Here is a 17,296-nt window from a genome sequence, read left to right on the forward strand (position 1 = left end):
GATGAAATGTGTCATCTTTTCGGTGCTGCGATGCGGAGCGGCAACTGGAGGGGGATGAGAGTCTCAAAGTTTCGAGACGCGGAAGGGTGGCTGGGCACCGCGGACGGCGTGTTTGTTGGTGTACATACTATGGCATGCACGACCGGGACGCCCTTTCCCTGCCCCGCAAGGCCACTGCATCCACACATCTTGGTCGGAAGGGCCGGAATGAATCGATCTCCGTCATTCCCGCGAAAGCGCATAGGCGCTGACTTTGGCTGTTCGGCTCGTTATCCAATCTGCCGTCGCTTCCCTCACCCGTCATTCCCGCGGAGGCGGGAATCTAGTCCTATCAAGTGCTTGACTGCGGAGCCTTCTGGATCCCCGCCTTCGCGGGGATGACGAAGAAAAGCCCTTTCCAGCCAATGACTTGAGAAATGTGCGCATGCGGTAGCCCAGCGGTGCTGGAAGAGGGTGAAGCCGACGCGCGTGCCATCCGCGCCGCAGGAGAACCGAAAAAAGGCGCAGACTCATCTACCCACGATTGCAGATCAACGCCACACGGACCACCAAAAGCCATCGATTCAGGCGCCATGGCAAAAAACACACACTTAAGAATGTTGGCTGCCTTTCCCGTTTGCGCCGATCGGGCGCACGCCAACGCCTATGGTCCTGCATCGCAGCATCCGCCGCTTGGCATTGAAGAAAAATGTCGAAAATTGCAAAATTATATTTCGCGATCAACCATTCGGGGCCGTCACTATCTCAATTGTGAAACAAACTAGCAAAATTATACGGGTTTTCAATCTGAGCACACCGGTGTAGGGTTGCATCCACCCCCGCTATATCCTCTAAGGCGGGCAGCGAGATTGACAAACGCCACCATTTTCATACCAACAAAGGGAGTGCTCTAATGGGCGACGTAATGCTTGGCACCATCATTCTCTGGCCGCTGCGCTGGGTTCCGGTCGGCTGGCACGTGTGCGACGGCTCGCTGCTGAGCATCCAGAACTACGCCGCGCTGTATTCGCTGATCGGCACGGTCTACGGCGGCAACGGCTCCACCACCTTCGGCCTGCCCGACCTGCGCAACCGGGTTCCGGTCGGCGCCCCCAGCACCAGCAGCGTGAACGGCCAGGGCTTCGGCAGCAGCGCGGTCCCCGTGACCATCGCCTCGAGCGGCCTCATCCAGCCGGCCAACCTGCCGCAGCACTCGCACACCGCGACCTTCACCCCGACCACCGGCCCGGTGAACTTCACCATCGCGGCGACCACGGGCAATCAGACGGTCAGCACGACGGTGAACGCGACGACATCCTCCACCAGCATCGCCTCGTCGCCTGCGCCGGGCGCGTCCATGCTGTCCAACACGGCCAGTGTCGCCGCCAAGATCTACGGCCCGACGCAGACGACCAACCTCGTCCCGCTGACCGGCGTCTCCTCCACCCTGGCCGGCACGCCGAGCACCCCGGCCCTGTCCGGCACCGTCAACGCCGTCAACGGCGGCACCGTCGCGGTCGCCCCCTATGGCCCCGGCACCCCGACCGCGTTCACCGTCACCGGCCAGGCCAGCGTCAACGTGACGCAGCCGTCTCTTTACACGAATTTCATCATTGCCATCGAAGGTATCTACCCGCAGCGCGCCTGATCCCCTGACCGGGCTCAGGTCGCAGCAGGAAAACGCCGCGCTCCCGTGTCCCTGCGCGGCGTTTTCTTTTCCGGGGTTGCGGTTGTCCGTCCAGGGCACCGCAACCCCGTTTCCATGTTTACCCCGCCCTTGCGTCGATTCGCCCCCTGGCGCCCGTCCGCCGGGCCATGCAGGATGCTCTCCGCCAAGGGGCGATTCGCGCCCAAAGCCGGGGACGCCGGATGAAACATCACGCTGTTCGATGTTTCATAGCGTCGCACGGCGTTTCATCCGGCCCCCGAATCGGGGCCGTCAGGTCCCCCAGAGCCAAGCCGGCAGCCCGGCTCCCGAGTCGCCCGGCACCGGGGCGGGGCCGGCGGCGGCGATGCCGTCCAGATGCTCCTCCAGCAGGACGGCGAACCGCTCCCGCGCGGGGCGCAGCAGCAGGCTGTGGTCGGCGCCGGGGATGCGGGCCATGCGCAGGTTCGGCATGGTGCGCAAGGGGCCGCCGTCCGCCCCGACATGGGCCTCCAGCTCGCCCAGCGTGACGTCGCCCTCGCTGTGGACCAGCAGGGTGCGGACCCCGCGCAGGCCCAGATACTGGAACCAGTGGGCCACATCGTCGGGGTCGTAGCCGCGCCCCGTCAGGCTGGCGCGCAGCCGGCCCGCCTTGATCCGCAGGCGGCGGGCGGCGCGCTCCGACAGGCCGCGGGCGATCCGGGCGGCCTTGCGGTCGCGGCCCAGGATGGCCCGCCATGTGGCGCTCTCGGCCAGCCGGGGCAGGTAGGCGGCGGCCGGGGCGACGGCGCTGCCGATCACCTGCTCCGACGTGGCGCCCTCGCCCAGGACGAATCGGCCGGGGTTGACCAGGGCCTGCCCGACCACCCGCGGGTCGGCCAGCGCCGTGTGCAGGGCCACCGCCGCCCCGGCGCACAGCCCGACCACCACGGCGCTGCGGTGCCCCCGGGCCTCCAGCGCGTCCAGCGCCGCCCGCGCGTCCTCCACCGAATCGCGGCAGTAGATCAGCCCGTCCCGCCGGCCGGGCTTGGAGGCGCTGTCGCCGAGCCCGCCCAGGTCGACCCGCAGCGACGCCACGCCCCGCGCGGCCAGCCGGCGGGCGAGCGTGACCGACATGCGGCCGGACCCCACATGGTGGGTGGCCCCGCTGTTCAGCAGCAGAACGGCCGGCCGGTCCCGCGGCTCGGCCGCCGGCCCGCCCACCGCGGCCGGCTCGCACAGCACGCCGAACAGGCCGCCCGCGGGGCCGAAGCGCAGGGGCCGCTCCACGGCGCCCGGCGTCTCCAGCCGCGGCTCCGCCGCCGCCGGCAAGGCGGCCGGGCGGGGGCCGGGCGGGGCGGCGCCCTCCGCCAGCCAGCCGGCCACCCGCTCGAAGGTGGCGGACGGGGCCGTGGCGCGCTGGACGCTGCTCATCAGCGTGGCGAAGTCGGGGAAGGGCTCCTCCTCGACCGCCGCGCCCAGCGCGCGCAGCCGCTCCGCCAGCCGGGCGGCGGCGCGGGAGTCCGGCCGGTCGGCCAGCAGGACGCGCGGGGCCGGGGCGGCGGCCAGTGTGGCGAAGTCCAGGGTGCGCAGGGCGTCGGCGGTCTCCGGGGTCAGGCGGAAGCCGCCGCTGTCGATGCCCTCGGCCGTGACGGCGGGGGGCGCCCCCTCCGGCCCGTCGGCCAGCAGGGCCAGCGCGCGCAGCTCCTGCACGAAGGCGCGGCCGGAGGGGGCCGGGGCCAGCAGGGCCAGCGCCGCGACGCCGCCGGGGACCTCCCGCGCCGCCGCCGCGGCGAGCAGGGCGCCCAGCCGCAGGCCGACCAGCGCCACCTCCTCCACATCAGTGGTGGCGCGCAGCTGGGCCACGGCGGCGTGGATGCCGGCGATCCAGGCCGCCAGCCGGCCGGGGTCCTCCTCCCCGCCCGCGGAGTTGCCGGCGCCGGGGTAGTCGAAGCGCAGGGTCGGCAGCCCGGCGGCGGCCAGCCGCTCCGCAAAGCCGCGCCAGGCCCGGTGCGTGGTCAGCGCCTCGTTCCCATAGGGGCCGCAGAGCACCACCCCGCGCCGACCGGCAGCCGAGTGTAGCCATCCAAAGCAGCCCTCAAAGACCAACGGCGTCATGCATCCCCCCGGAACCGCACCGGCATCCCCCCATTCAACGCGCAAACCTCGCCATCGGGCACGCCGGCCCCGCGGACTTTCGGGATCAGCCGGACGCACCGCTCCTCCCCCGGAGGCAGATGGAACCAGTCCTCCGCCGCGCGGAAGCCGTCGTCCTCCACATGGACCCAGCAGGCCAGCCGCCGCGCCCGCAGCCGCAGCTCCCACCCCTCCCCCACCCGGACCGCCGCGGCGGACAGGCCGAGATCGTGCCGCTCCAGCGGGTTGGCGGAGGGCGGGACGTGGAAGGCCTCGGCCAGCAACCGGCCGCTCCCGGCCTCGACCCCGGCTTCGACCAGGGCCGCCACCGTGGCGTCGTGGGCCGGCGGGCCGAAGCGGTAGGCGTAGGTCAGGTCGAAGAAGCGGTCCAGCAGCTCCGCCGCCGGGATGGCATTGGCGCTGCGCGGGGCCAGGGTCACCGGCCGCTCCGCCCGGACCACCGGGGTCTCCCCCCCGCGCAGCGCGGTCAGCCGCAGCACGGCCTCCACCGGCCGCGCGGTCTCGTTGAGAAGGTGGACCGCCAGCCCATTGACCCCCTCGTCGGTCAGCAGGACCTGCACCGGCCGGAAGGCCCGGCGCAGCGCGTGCCACGCCGCCTTGGGCGTGCCGGTGCTGTCCACCACGCCCCAGCCGGCGCCCGGCCACAGGTCCTGGAACATCCAGACCAGCCCGCCCCCGCAAGATGAGCCGGCGCGCCGCCATTCCGCGAAAACCGCCTCCATCACCGCCCCGGTCACCGCCCGCGACAGCCGCAGGTAGCGGTCCGGGTCCTCGTAGCGCAGGGCCGGCGGGTCCGCACCGAACAGGGTCCGCAGGTAATGGTCCCGCACGTCCTCGAAATCCCACGGCGCGCCGGGGTCGCGCGGCACCCGCGCCTTCCAGCGCGGGTCGTGGACGGGGGGAACGCCCGGCAGGGCGCCGGGCTCCGGCACGTTGGCGAAGGCCAGGCACTCCGTGGCGAAGCGCACCTCGGCCCGGCGCGCGTCCTCCAGCGGCCGGCGGTAGGCGCCCACGCCATAATAATGAGTGACCCCGGCACTGGCCGCGAAGGGCAGCGGCCCGCCGGTGGGGGAGTTGCTGACATAGGGCAGGTCGGGCCGCCAGCGCGCCGCCTCTCCCCGCAGGGCGGTCTCGAAGACCGGCTGGCTCCAGGCCGTGCGAGGAAGGCCGAGCATGGCCGCCTGCTGCTCCGCCTCGCTGCCGCCGCACAGCACGGCGAGGCTGGGCGAGGCCTGGGTGCGGTCGAGCAGCTGCGCCGCCTCCCGCCGGACCTTGCCCAGGAAGGCCTCGTCCGCCGGGTAGTCGAAGTTGGCGAACATGAAGTCCTGCCAGACCAGGATGCCCAGCTCATCGCACAGCTCGAAGAAGGCATCGCCCTCATAAGTCGTGATTCCGGGCAGGCGCAGCATGTTCATGCCGGCCTCCCGCGCAAGGTGCAGCCAGGGCGCGTAGGCCTCTCGCGAGCCCGGCAGGCCGACGACGTCCGCGCTGCTCCAGCAGGCGCCGCGGCAGAAGACCGGCTCCCCGTTGATGCGCAGGGCGAAGCCGTCACCCTCCGCCCGCTCAATGGTCCGGAAGCCGGTGCGGCCGAGGTCGACGCGCTGGTCGCCGATCGTCACCCCCACCGGGTAGAGCGTCGGGCTGCCGTGGGTGTGCGGCCACCAGGGCTCCACGTCCGGGATGCGGACCTCACCGGCCAGCCGGTCCGGCCCCGTCCAGCCGAGCGGCGCGCGGACCTCGCCCACCTCCAGCTCGGCCGGCGGCTGGCCGCCACGATCCCAAGCGACCGACAGCTCCAGCCGCAGCCGCCCGTCGGCGCCGTCCAGGGTGGACCGCAGATCGGCGGCCAGCACCCGCAGCGGTCCGCTCTCCTCGATCAACTCAACCGGGCGCCACGGCCCGACCGCGGGGATCGGCGGGCACCAGCCGGGCATGTGGCCGAACAGCGTGGTCCGCACCGCCCGCAAGCCCGCCGGCCCGGCCAGCCGCACCGGCCAGCGCCCACGGCCACGCTGCGCCTTCAGCACCGGGTTCAGCGCGCGAAAGAGGATGGTCAGGTCATGCTCCCCGCGCAGGGTGACCGGCACCTCCTGGGCCTCGAACATGCTGTCGGAGGCGAGGATGCGCTCCCCATCCAGGGAGACCTCGGCGATGGTGGCAAGGCCGTGGAAGCGCAGCCGCCGCGCGCCCTCGCCGGCCAAGCGCCGGCGGTAGACGACGTCTCGGTCGTGCAGGGGCGGCGGGCGGTCGAGCGACAGCAGCCCGGCGTCCCGCAGCGCTTGCGCGGCCGTCCCGGGAACGACGGCCTGGATCCACTCGCCGTCCTCCCCCACGCGCATTTCCCACCCATCACTCAGGGAGGTCGCGGCGCGGCCGCTGACGGAAACGACCCTGGCCATCCTGGGTTATCCGAAGCGCCGGACCAGCGTGTCCAGCGCGGTGTCGTAGGCGCGCTCCATGCCCTCCAGCGTCGCCGAATAGTCCCCGAAGCGGCCCCGGTGCACCGCGCGCGCCAGCTGGAATTGCAACGCCTTGGCCGAGGAAGCCAGCGCGTCGCACGCCTCCGCCACCTCGGCCGGGGCGTCGATCCAACGCCCAAAGCTGCCCAGCAGCTCGAAATTCGCGCCGAACTGCCGCAGCGTGTTGAAGGCGTAGAGGTGGAAATAGTCCATCGGCCGCGCCGCCAGCCGCTCCAGATGCTCCGGCAGGGCCGCGCGGTAGGCGGCGATGGGGTTTTCGCGCGGACGGCGGCCGAGGTGGTGGCGCAGCCGCTCGATGGACGCGTCCACCAGCGCCCGGCCTTCCAAGGCCGCCTCACCGCGCTTCACGAACTCCACGTAGGGGAACAGCGTGTGCGCGGCGAAAACGCCGTCGTAGTCCTCCCCCTCCAGCGCGTAGCGGCCGGCGTTGTGGATGTAATCGAGGCGCTTGGCCTCCGGCTCCAGCCCCAGGATGGCGATGGTCGTCTTGACGTGCTGCGTGCGGTAGGAGGTGCCGCGCGTGTCCGGCAGGTGGAAGCCGTCCACCTCCACCAGCACCGGCCGGCCGCGCTGGAGCTGCACGGCGGCGTGCGCCTCCACCGTGTCGTAGATGGCCAGCTCCTGCACCTCCAGCCCGTAGAGCAGGCGCAGATCCTCCGGCGGGACCTTGAAGAAGGTGAACTGGTCGCCTTCGAAGTCCTGCGCCACGGTGAAGGCCAGCGACGCCAGCGGCTCCAGCCCCAGGGCGTGCAGAAGCTCGATCCACAGGTCGCTGTAGCAGTTGGTCTCCACCCAGGCACGGTCCGGCGCGTGCAGCGGGTGCGGCGTCGCGGTCATGTCCCCCACCCCGTCACCCCCAAAGCGCCGCGCGCACGGAGCCCGGCCAGGCCCGCACGTCGAAGCCGTGGTGGCGGAACAGGGCGAGCGCCACGCGCTCCATGCCGAAGCCGACGCAGGCGGTGTGGGCGACGGCGCCGTCCGGCGTCCGGATGTCCCACAGCAGGCCGAAATGGTCCTGGTGGTAGTTGAAGCTGAGGCAGGCGGTCGGCTTCTCCTCCGACGTGATGGGGATCAACAGCTCGAACTTCAGCCCCTGGTCGCGCTGGTTGGCCGCCAGCATCCGCCCGGCCCGCCCGAAGAAGGGGTCGTTCGCCACGTCGACGGCGAGCGGCACGCCCAACGATTCCATCAGCGCCCGCCCACGCTCCAGCCAGCTCTGGCGGAAGTCCATCACCTGGTCCGGCGTGCCGACCCGGACATACTCGCGCATCCGGAACAGCTGCATCCGCGCGGGGTCGAGCGACGGCTCGTGGCGGAAGCAATAGGAATAGACATCGACCAGCGCGCCGTCGTCCCCCAGAGGGCCGCGCTCGGCAACCGTGGGATAGATCGGATAGCAGGCGGCCGGGGTCATGACGACGTTGGTGGCCATCTGGCCGTCGGTCCACTCCTCCCCCTCCTCCAGCCGGCGCAGGAGCGTCTGGTGGGCGCGCTCGTCCCCCTTGAAGCTGTGCACCGTGCCGGCGAGCTGCGGGAAGCTCTTCAAATACTCGCTGCGCTCGAAATGGTGGCGGGCGAGCGCCGGCGGGAAACGCATGACCTCCGCCCCGTCGTCACGGCCCCAGCTGGTGATCAGATCGTTGAAGCGCTCCACCACCTCCTCGAAGACGCCGCTGCGGCCATACAGACCGTCCACCCCCGTGGGGATGAGCAGCCCCGCTGCGACCAGCGCGTTGCGGAAGCCGGCCTGCGCGTCGTCGGTCGCCGTGTGACTTGCCTGCATGTCCATCCTTCACCCGAAGAGAGAGCCGTTGTCCTTGTGCGCCAGCAGCAGGTTCGCCGTGTTGCCCAGGACGCGGTCGTTGCTGATCATCAATGGCGCCGAATGGGCGTCGCGCAGGTGGCGGCCCAGGCTGTAGGGGCTGTCGTTGCGGTAGGCGGACAGGCCGGCCACCAGCATCGACTGCTCCACGATGCGCACCACCATCTCCGCGGCCGACATCTTCAGCGTGTTCATGGCGACCGCGAAGCCCATGGAGGTCAGGCGGTCGGGGCTGTCCGACGCCTCCTCGAACTGGGCGATGGCGCCCCGCACCATGCCGCGCATGGTCTGCAGCCGGGCGGTGACCTCGGCCAGCCGCCGCGCGCCGGGCGGCTGGGTGCCGGGCCGCTTGCGCGCCTCCGCCCGCACGAAGGCGCCGGCCCGCGCGACCGCGTCGCTGGCGATGCCGAGCCACGCGCTGCTCCACAGGATGTGCGTCACCGGCAGCATGGTCTGCGCCGAGATGTCGGCGTAAGGCAGCGGCATGATCTGCGCCCGGACGCCCTCGGCCCGCAGGTGGTAGCCGATGCTGCGCGTGCCCCGCATGCCCAGCGTGTCCCAGTTCCCGATCTCCTCCAGCCGGAGCTGGTCCTTCAGAACGGGCACGATGACCTGGTCCGACGCCGGCGAGTCCGGTTTGCGGCGCGCCGTCACCAGGATCGCGTCGGCCTCCGCCCCGTAGGAGATGACGGTGGCCTGCTTCTCCAGCCGGAAGCCGTCGCCGTCCCCATCTCCGTCCCCCTCCACCGAGCAGGCGCTGGACCGCACGTCGCCGCCGATCCCCGCCTCCGTCGTCGCCGACGCCAGGAGGAGCTGCTCCGCCGCCAAGCGGGCCATCAGGTCGCGATGCCAGGCGCTGCCCTGGCCGTGGCGGACCAGACAGGCGACCTGGATCTGGTGCATGGCGAAGATCAGCCCCGACGACGGGCATTGCTGGGCCAGCGCGTGGGCGACCGCCGCCATGTCCGTCAGGCTGGCGCCTTCCCCGCCGAAGTCGCGCGGCACCATGGCGCCCAGCAGCCGCCCATCCTTCAAGGCGGCGAAGGCTTCCGCCGGGAAGCGCGCGTCGCGGTCGACGGAGTCCGCATGGCGTCCCGCCACCTCGGCTGCTGCGGAGGCCGCCCGCGCGAAGGGCCCGCTCATGCGGCGGCCGTCCCGCCGAGCAGGCCGGCGACCGCGTTGCGGATGGCGCCGATGCTTTCAAAGGTGCGGCGGCGCAGCAGCTGTTCCGGAAACTCGATGTCGAACCGCTCCTCCAGCGCCAGCATCAGGTTGACCGAGCCGTGGGAGGTCAGCCCGGCGGCGTAGAGGTCGTCGTTCTCCGACAGCTCCGACGCGTCCACCGTCAGCCAGCCGCTGTCGCGCAGCAGGTCGCGGATGTCGTCGGAAGACACCATCGGCGACGCCTCTTGCCCGCCGGCCTCCCCCTGCGATGCCCCCCCAGCCACAGATTGCCAATCCGTTTGGCGCATGTCCCAGTCCCCTTCCCTACCGCTTGCCCGGGCGATTCCCCGGCCTTGTCCTTGCGCAGCGGACAACGTGCTGCGGACAACGCAGACCGTCATAGAATGTTCTTTAAGTTACTTTGGTTTTCCGTATGCGGCCGGTCTTTTTCGGGTTGGGCGACCCACGGCGAGCTTAACACTTGCGGCTGCCGCGACCTTTCTTTTGGGGCATCATTTTCTAGTCCTTAGGGGCAATCCGAATGCCCGCAGGATCAACGCCGTGGTTCGCCGGTCACGAAGGCGTTGCGTCGTCGCTCTCCATGGGAATGACGGCATGCCGCCGCACATCCATTGAATCGTGAAGAAGGCGCAGGATTTCGACCACGCCGTCGGCTCCGACGCGGTAGACGATCACATGACGAGCGGCGCTCATACGCTTGCCAACCAGCGCCGCGTGAAACGTGCGCACATTCCGGGCAAGCTCGTCGCGAGGGCGGCTTCCCGGCCGCTGAGGCATGGCGGCGACCGCTTCGATCGCCGTGGTCAGAAGGGCGCGATAGGCCTCGAATTGGATGCGCCCGAAGCGCTGCACCGTTTCAGTGAGGATATCCGCGAAGTCCCGTTCCGCCCGACGTGTGAGACGGAAGGCGGGACGCGCGCCGCTCACGACCGCCCGACGCCGTGGTCGCGCAGCACCGAGTCCGCAATCTCATCCAGGGATCGCGTGGCAAAATGGCCCTGGTCGGCATCGTCGATCCCCAGCGCGATCTCCTGCCGAAGACGATCGAGCTTTTCCGCCTCCAGGCGATCGTCGCGGCTCAGCAGGCGAAGCGCGTCGCGCACCAAGTCGCTGGCGTTCCGATACTCGCCGGAATCGACCTTCTCCTGCACGAATTTCGCCAGGGCCGGCGTCAGATCGACGTTCAGGGTCGGCATGCCGCGTCTCCACTCTTGCGGAGACAAACGTGAATTCCCCTGCACCGTTTGTCAACACGGCCGGGCCGCGGCGACACACCCTCTGGCGCCACGCCGCCGTTGAGGCTAGAGGGATGGCGAGAGAGGGCTTGCCTGCCCCGACACCGTCCCCACATCGCCTGGGAATGGCCCGCAAAACGGGATGCGATCACCACGAGGCCCCAATGACCGACACGCCGACCCAGCAGAACCCCTTCTTCGAGACCTGGACCACGCCCTTCGGCCTTCCCCCCTTCGATCGCATCCGCCCCGAGCATTTCCCGCCCGCCTTCGACCATGGCATGGCCGAGAACATCGCCGAGATGGAGGCGATCACCGCCAACGCGGAGCCCGCGACCTTTGCCAACACGATCGAGGCGATGGAGCGCAGCGGGCGCTTCCTGGACCGGGTCGCCAACGTCTTCTTCAACCTGACCTCCAGCAACACCAGCGACGCGCTGGAGGCGATCGCGCGCGACTACGCGCCGAAATTCGCCCAGCACTCCATGCGCATCGCGCTGGACCCCGGCCTGTTCGCGCGGGTGAAGGACCTGTACGACCGCCGCGACACGCTGGGGCTGGCGCCCGACCAGCTGCGCCTGCTGGAGCGCCGGCACCTGGGCTTTGTGCGCAGCGGCGCGTTGCTGCCGCCGGAGCAGAAGGCGCGCATGACCGCGATCAGCGAGCGGCAGGCGACGCTGCACACCCTGTTCGGCCAGAACGTGCTGCACGACGAGAAGGACTGGCAGCTGGTGCTGGAGGAGAGCGACCTCGCCGGGCTTCCGGAATTCGCGCGCAACGCGGCGGCCCAGGCGGCGGCGGAGCGGGGGCTGGAAGGCAAATACGTCATCACGCTCGCCCGCTCCTCGGTGGAGCCGTTCCTGACCTTCTCGGCCCGCCGCGACCTGCGGCAGGTCGCCTACGAGGCGTGGATCCGGCGCGGCGAGCATGAGGGGCCGCACGACAACCGCCCGCTGATCCGCGAGATCGTCGCGTTGCGCGCCGAGCAGGCCAAGCTGCTGGGCTACGCCACCTACGCCGACTACAAGCTGGACGACAGCATGGCGAAGGACACCACCGCGGTCGAACGCCTGCTGCTGCAGGTCTGGGAGCCGGCCAAGCGCAAGGCGGCGGCGGAGCGTGCGGAGCTGCAGGAAAGCGCCCGCGCCGAGGGCATGAACGAGCCCATCGCCCCCTGGGACTGGCGCTATTACGCGGAAAAGGTGCGGCAGGCCAAGTACGACCTCGACGAGGCGGAGGTGAAGCCGTACTTCGTCCTGGACAACATGGTGCGCGCGGCCTTCGACACCGCAGGGCGCCTGTTCGGGATCACCTTCAAGGAACGGCCGGACCTGCCCGTCTACCACCCGGACGTCCGCGTCTATGAGGTGAGCGACGCCGACGGCCGCCATGTCGGCCTGTTCCTGCACGACAATTTCGCCCGCGCCTCCAAGCGGTCGGGCGCCTGGATGAGCAGCTACCGCGTCCAGGAGAGCTTCGATGACGAGATCGCGCCGATCATCGTCAACAACAACAACTTCGCGAAGGGCGAGCCGACGCTGCTGAGTTTCGACGACGCGGAGACGCTGTTCCACGAGTTCGGCCACGGCCTGCACGGACTGCTGAGCCGCGTGCGCTACCCCTCGCAGTCCGGCACCGCCGTCCGCCGCGACTTCGTGGAGTTCCCGTCCCAGGTCTACGAGCATTGGATGAGCGCGCCGGAAACGCTGCGCACCTACGCCCGGCATTTCCGCACGGGCGAGCCGATCCCGGAGGATCTGCTGCGCCGCCTGCTCGCCGCCCGCAACTTCAACCAGGGCTTCGGCACGGTGGAGTACACCGCGGCGGCTCTGCTCGATCTGGAGTTCCACACCCGGACCGCGGTGGACGACCTGGACGTCGCCGCCTTCGAGCGCGCGGTGCTGGAGAAGATCGGCATGCCGGCGGAAATCGCCGTGCGCCACCGCCCGACGCATTTCCAGCACCTGTTCGCGGGCAGCGGCTACGCCGCCGGCTACTACGCCTATCTGTGGGCGGAGGTGCTGGACGCCGACGGCTATGAAGCCTTCGCCGAGGCGGGCGACCTGTTCGACCCGGGCCTCGCGGCCCGGCTGAAGACCATCTACTCGGCCGGCGACACGCGGGACCCGATGGAGCTGTACACCGCCTTCCGCGGCCGCGAGCCGCAGATCGAGGCGTTGCTCAAGCACCGCGGGCTGGTCGAGGCGTAACCTTACAGGCGCCGCAGGACCCAGGGCACCAGCGCCCCGATCAGCCAGGGGCGCAGCTTGGCAAGGATGACCGGCGCGACGAGCAGGACCGCCGTCGCGCCGGCGTGCGCCATGACGCCGCCCGTCATCTCCGCAAAGCCGTTCCGCAGCAGCAGCACGCCGCTCGCGACACCCGTCGCGACCCCGGCGACCTCGCCGAGCGCCTGGGTGGCGTCCACGCCCCAGAGCGGGTTGGCGGTGGTCGTGCGCTCCAGCAGCCGGCGAAGCCTCAGCGCAAGGCGCGCGGCCGACCGGGCGTCGAAACGGCCGCTCTCCACGGCCTCGCGCGGCAGCGCCACCAGCACGTCGCCGTCCGGCTGAAGCGTGACCAGCACGGATACCGTGCGCAGTCCATCCGGCTGCGGGTCACGCAGCGGCACGCGCACAACCATCTGGCGCCCACCCTGCAAGAAGAAGTGGATCAGGATGGCGATGCCGCGCCCACGCTTGGGCAGCAGCCCCGATCCGGAACGCAACCGCCCCGCCGCCTCCGCCAGCGCCCCCCGGCGCCAGCGCCAGGCGTGGGGAAGCTTGCGGGTCAGGGCGTGCCGGAGCGGGCTACCCCGTGTCTCCCACCAGCGCGTTCACGGCCTTGCCGGCGAAGCGGCCGAGCGCGTCGACCATGAAGCTCCAGTAGCGGAAGGAGGTGTCGACCGCGTCGCGGTGCACGCCGATGATCACGCCGTTGGTCGCCGTGTCCCGCCCCTTCAGCACGCGCGTGACCACGTCGCCGTCGATCTGGATGGTCGACTGCATGACGACGGTCTCCGTCCCCATGTCCCAGGCCTTGCGGACGATCACGATGTCGGCGGTTTTCAGGTCCGCCATCCGGCGACTGTCCTCGTCCATGCCGCGCTGGAGCGCCAAGGCCGTGAGCCCGCGCCGCTTCAGGATGTCCATGACCTGGTCGGAGTTGCGCTGGATGCGCGACAGGATCGGCGGGGAGTCCCGGTCGATCCGGGACGCCGCCTGGACGACCTCCGGCCCGGCGTCGGGCTCCTGCGCCGCGTCCAGCACGACCGCCTGCATCTGCCGCAGCCAGCTTGCCACCTCCCGCAGGTTGTCGAACACCTGCACGGTGGTGCCGCGTGCCGGGTCGTTGCCCGGCAGATCGTGGAGCAGGAAATCCGCAAGGTAGCGCGCCCCGTCCTTCGCGCCCGCCGGTGGCGCGAAGGGCGCCCGGCCCCAATCGAAGCCTTCCGACAGCGGAACGGCCCAGTCCGCGAGGAGACCGGTCCGGCGGTTGCCGAAGACGTTGCTCTGCTCGCACAGGAACACGAAGTAATCCTGGGCGATGTCGATCAGCGCGTCCCCGGCCAGGGGCATTTTTTCCGCCGACATCCCGGATTTCAGGACCGTGTTGATTTCAAGCGTCAACAGGCTGCGCGCGAGGTCGACGAACTGGGACATCGGCACCTTCGGTCGGGGCAGGATCGATCAGGGCGGGACCGGCTGGCCGCGGCCGGGCAGTGAGCTGGAATGGCCGCGGCCGCCCGAGTCAGTTGGTGGAGCGGCCGGAGAGCTGAACCGCGAAGTCGTGGATGGCCTTCAGGTTCGTGCTCACGATCTCGTTGCTCTTGGTCACCTGGGCGAGGTGGAAGTCCGACAGGCCCTTGTAGGCCGGGTTGGTCGCGAAGTCGCGGCTGATCAGGTTCTCGATGTCGCCGGTGACAAGGTTGACCTGCGTCTGGAAGGCGTCGATCGCCGTGCCCGCCTTCGGACGGCAGACGAAGGTGGGGCTTTCCGGGTCCTCCTGCACGGTCTCCACGTCGCAGACCGCCGTCACCACGGTGAGGGTGACCAGCTGGTCGAGCTTCTCCGCGATGGTGTTCAGCAGGGAGTTGGCCTTGCCCTGCTCGTTCTTCACCACCGCGCTGCTGGTGAGGGTCTGGCTGGCCGGATCGATGGTGGTGTCGGACATGGATGCACCTTCGTGAAAGCGACTGGTGAAACCTAACCAATATTCCCGCCGGAGTCGAGCTTCCGGCCGAACATTCGATTATTGTGCAAGCTGGCCGCTGAAAACGCGCCGTGCGCAGGCGCCGCATCCTGCCGCGCACAAAACCATGCGACATGACGACGCGGATCGGGCTATACGGCGTGGGAGGCGGGCTGCCAAATGGGTTGCCAAGCGGATCGCCAGGCGGACAAAGGGGGGACAGGGGCGATGATGGACTGGGACAAGTTGCGGGTCTTCCACGCCGTGGCCGAAGCCGGCAGCTTCACCCACGCGGGTGAAACCCTGAACCTCAGCCAGTCGGCGGTCAGCCGGCAGATCAGCGCGCTGGAGGATGGGTTGGGCGTTCCCCTGTTCCACCGCCACGCCCGCGGGCTGAGCCTGACCGAGCAGGGGGAGGCGCTGAACCACACCGTGCGCGACATCGTCGCGAAGCTGACGATGACCGAAACGATGATCGGCGAGAGCCGCGACATCGCCAAGGGCCCGCTGAAGGTGACCGCGACGTCGGCCTTCGGCTCCACCTGGCTCACCCCGCGCATCGGGGAATTCCTGTCGCTCTACCCCGACGTGCAGCTGACCCTCCTGATCGACGACACGGAGCTGGACCTCGGCATGCGCGAGGCGGACGTCGCCATCCGCGTCAGCGCCCCCCGCCAGCCGGACCTGATCCAGCGCCACCTGATGGCTTTCCGGTCCCACCTCTACGCGCACCAGGACTACCTGCAAAAGCGCGGGGAGCCGCAGTCGGTCGCCGATCTGGCCAACCACGACCTGATCACCTTCCCGCAGGACATGCGGGCACCCTTCGCCAACACCCATTGGCTGAGAAGCCTCGTTGACAGCACGGTCGCCCGGAACCGGACGGTGCTGCAGGTCAACAACCTGTACGCCATCGTCCGCGCCGTGGAGAGCGGCCTCGGCATCGGTGCCTTTCCCGATTACCTGGCGAAGGAGCGCCCCGAGCTCGTCCGCTTGCTGCCCGACCTCTCCGGTTCGAAGGTGGACGCCTACTTCGTGTACCCGGAGGAACTCCGGCATTCGAAGCGCATCGCGGTGTTCCGCGACTTCCTGATCCGCAAGGTGACGGAAAGCCAGTTCTGATCGCGGCCTTCCACCCCTGGACGGAGACAAAGGGCAGGAGAAAGATCCTTCAAAGAAGCGTCCGCACCCGCAAGTCCCCCATAAATTGTCTTGGATGAGACCTGCACGCGCGTTAAGTTCCCGACGTGCCGCGTGGCTTGGGTCATGTCCAGGGGAAAGGGTTTGGCAGCCGCGGTCATGGCAAGGACCGCCGGTTCCGTCCGTTGGCCGCGAAAGGAAGGGGCAGGCATGGAAGCACCGACCAGGGCGACCGTTCTCATCGTGGACGACACGGCCGACAACCTGTCGCTGATCGGCCGCTTCCTGAAGGACAGCTACACGGTCAAGGCCGCGAACAACGGGCAGGCCGCCCTTCGCATCGCCTTTTCCGACACGCCGCCGGACCTGATCCTGCTGGATGTCATGATGCCGGTCATGGACGGGTACGAGGTGTGCCGGCGGCTGAAGGCCGATCCCCGGACGTGCGACATTCCGATCATCTTTCTGACCGCCCGGACGTCGATCGACGACGAGAAGTTCGGGCTCGACCTCGGCGCCGCCGACTACATCAGCAAGCCGATCAGCCCGCCCATCGTCCTAGTACTACAGCCGGGATCATTGGCCGTTGCATCTGTTGAGTCTGGCGTTCTGCGGAAGGATGCCGAGCATGACGACGGTTGCCGAGGCGAGGGCCTGGGACGGCGCTCTGGACGCGCTGATGGGACGGCTTGGGGCGCGGTTCTGCCGGGTTGAGGCGCGTCGACGAGCGCGGTCCTATATTGCCGGCCTGCTGGCTCCGCTGGAGCGCAAGAATGGTTGGCATCTCGCCGAAGCGGCGGGCGACGCCAGCCCGGACAGCGTGCAGGATTTTCTGGCGCGCATGCGCTGGGACGCCGACGCCGTGCGCGACGACCTGCGCACCTATGTGGTCGAGCACCTGGGCGATCCGCAGGCCGTGCTGGTGCTCGACGAGACCGGCTTCGTGAAGAAGGGCATGCGCTCGGTCGGCGTGCAGCGCCAATACTCCGGCACCGCCGGGCGCATCGAGAACTGCCAGGTCGGCGTGTTCCTCGGCTACGCTGGCCGCCACGGCCACGCGCTGATCGACCGCGCCTTGTACCTGCCGCAGTCCTGGGCCGGTGACGAGGAACGCCGTCGCCTCGCCTGGGTGCCCGAGGCGGTGGCCTTTGCCACCAAGCCGAAGCTGGGGGCGGCGATGCTCGACCGCGCGCTCGATGCCGGGGTGCCGTGCGCGTGGGTCGCGGCCGACAGCGTGTACGGGGCCGACAGTGCCCTGCGCCAAGCCCTGGTGCGGCGCCGGATCGGCTACGTGCTGGCGGTCACCAGCGGCCAGCGGCTGTTCCCCGGCACGGTGCGCGATTGGGTCGAGGAGGTGCCGGCCGACGGCTGGCATCGGCTCGCGGCCGGTGATGGCTCCAAGGGGCCGCGGCTGTACGACTGGGCTCATCTGCCGTTTCGCGGTGCCCCGGAGGGATGGGACAAGGGATTGTTGATCCGGCGCCGC

Annotated in this window: 16 protein-coding genes; 5 read left to right on the forward strand and 11 right to left on the reverse strand. The window is 69.9% G+C overall.

All coding sequences use genetic code 11. From position 1 onward, the window contains the following. Positions 1-892 precede the first annotated feature (892 nt). Positions 893-1,627, forward strand: a complete 735-nt coding sequence (locus J2851_RS06380; RefSeq protein WP_209765040.1) for a phage tail protein — start codon at positions 893-895, stop codon at positions 1,625-1,627. Positions 1,628-1,918: 291 nt separating this feature from the next. Here J2851_RS06380 and J2851_RS06385 read toward each other — a convergent pair whose 3' ends face one another. From J2851_RS06385 to J2851_RS06420, 8 genes are all read right to left on the reverse strand, one after another. Further along, positions 1,919-3,721, reverse strand: a complete 1,803-nt coding sequence (locus J2851_RS06385; protein WP_209765041.1) for an alpha/beta fold hydrolase — start codon at positions 3,719-3,721, stop codon at positions 1,919-1,921. Beyond that, positions 3,718-6,159, reverse strand: coding sequence for a glycoside hydrolase family 2 protein (locus J2851_RS06390; protein ID WP_209765042.1), 2,442 nt, complete (start codon positions 6,157-6,159; stop codon positions 3,718-3,720). The genes J2851_RS06385 and J2851_RS06390 overlap by 4 nt, the downstream gene beginning before the upstream one ends. A gap of 6 nt (positions 6,160-6,165) precedes the next feature. Next, positions 6,166-7,077 carry a DUF1839 family protein gene (locus J2851_RS06395; RefSeq protein ID WP_209765043.1) on the reverse strand — a complete coding sequence of 304 codons (912 nt, stop codon included), beginning with the start codon at positions 7,075-7,077 and terminating at the stop codon, positions 6,166-6,168. Between the two features lie 13 nt (positions 7,078-7,090). After that, a complete protein-coding gene (locus J2851_RS06400) occupies positions 7,091-8,023 on the reverse strand; it encodes an amino acid--[acyl-carrier-protein] ligase (RefSeq protein ID WP_209765044.1) in 933 nt (310 codons plus the stop codon). A gap of 9 nt (positions 8,024-8,032) precedes the next feature. After that, positions 8,033-9,205 (reverse strand): acyl-CoA dehydrogenase family protein, encoded by a 1,173-nt coding sequence (locus tag J2851_RS06405; protein WP_209765046.1) that lies wholly within the window; start codon positions 9,203-9,205, stop codon positions 8,033-8,035. Next, on the reverse strand, positions 9,202-9,459 hold the full coding sequence (locus J2851_RS06410; protein ID WP_246500448.1) for an acyl carrier protein: 258 nt from the start codon (positions 9,457-9,459) through the stop codon (positions 9,202-9,204). The genes J2851_RS06405 and J2851_RS06410 overlap by 4 nt, the downstream gene beginning before the upstream one ends. Positions 9,460-9,799: 340 nt before the next feature. Next, positions 9,800-10,174: a type II toxin-antitoxin system RelE/ParE family toxin gene (locus J2851_RS06415; protein ID WP_209765052.1), complete on the reverse strand. Its 375-nt coding sequence runs from the start codon at positions 10,172-10,174 to the stop codon at positions 9,800-9,802. Then, complete coding sequence (locus J2851_RS06420) at positions 10,171-10,443, reverse strand: type II toxin-antitoxin system ParD family antitoxin (protein ID WP_209765053.1); 273 nt, start codon at positions 10,441-10,443, stop codon at positions 10,171-10,173. The genes J2851_RS06415 and J2851_RS06420 overlap by 4 nt, the downstream gene beginning before the upstream one ends. A 203-nt stretch (positions 10,444-10,646) precedes the next feature. Between J2851_RS06420 and J2851_RS06425 the strand changes: the two genes are divergently transcribed. Further along, positions 10,647-12,692 carry a M3 family metallopeptidase gene (locus J2851_RS06425; protein WP_209765054.1) on the forward strand — a complete coding sequence of 682 codons (2,046 nt, stop codon included), beginning with the start codon at positions 10,647-10,649 and terminating at the stop codon, positions 12,690-12,692. A gap of 2 nt (positions 12,693-12,694) precedes the next feature. Here J2851_RS06425 and J2851_RS06430 read toward each other — a convergent pair whose 3' ends face one another. From J2851_RS06430 to J2851_RS06440, 3 genes are all read right to left on the reverse strand, one after another. Then, complete coding sequence (locus J2851_RS06430; RefSeq protein WP_246500449.1) at positions 12,695-13,207, reverse strand: hypothetical protein; 513 nt, start codon at positions 13,205-13,207, stop codon at positions 12,695-12,697. 82 nt (positions 13,208-13,289) lie between these two features. Further along, entirely contained in the window at positions 13,290-14,141 is an 852-nt protein-coding gene (locus J2851_RS06435) for a hypothetical protein (RefSeq protein WP_209765055.1), read from the reverse strand. An 88-nt stretch (positions 14,142-14,229) separates the two neighbouring features. Continuing rightward, positions 14,230-14,652, reverse strand: a complete 423-nt coding sequence (locus J2851_RS06440) for a hypothetical protein (RefSeq protein ID WP_209765056.1) — start codon at positions 14,650-14,652, stop codon at positions 14,230-14,232. 249 nt (positions 14,653-14,901) lie between these two features. Between J2851_RS06440 and J2851_RS06445 the strand changes: the two genes are divergently transcribed. The 3 genes from J2851_RS06445 to J2851_RS06455 form a co-directional block, all read left to right on the forward strand. Beyond that, complete coding sequence (locus tag J2851_RS06445) at positions 14,902-15,792, forward strand: LysR family transcriptional regulator (protein ID WP_209765084.1); 891 nt, start codon at positions 14,902-14,904, stop codon at positions 15,790-15,792. A gap of 228 nt (positions 15,793-16,020) precedes the next feature. Next, the gene (locus J2851_RS06450; protein WP_246500451.1) at positions 16,021-16,524 is read left to right on the forward strand and encodes a response regulator; all 504 of its coding nucleotides are present in this window, start codon (positions 16,021-16,023) and stop codon (positions 16,522-16,524) included. Further along, the coding region (locus J2851_RS06455; RefSeq protein WP_209765057.1) for an IS701 family transposase at positions 16,439-17,296 on the forward strand (858 nt) is incomplete at its 3' end. The genes J2851_RS06450 and J2851_RS06455, both read left to right, overlap by 86 nt.

This window comes from Azospirillum rugosum (genome assembly GCF_017876155.1).
GTDB classification, from domain to species: domain Bacteria; phylum Pseudomonadota; class Alphaproteobacteria; order Azospirillales; family Azospirillaceae; genus Azospirillum; species Azospirillum rugosum.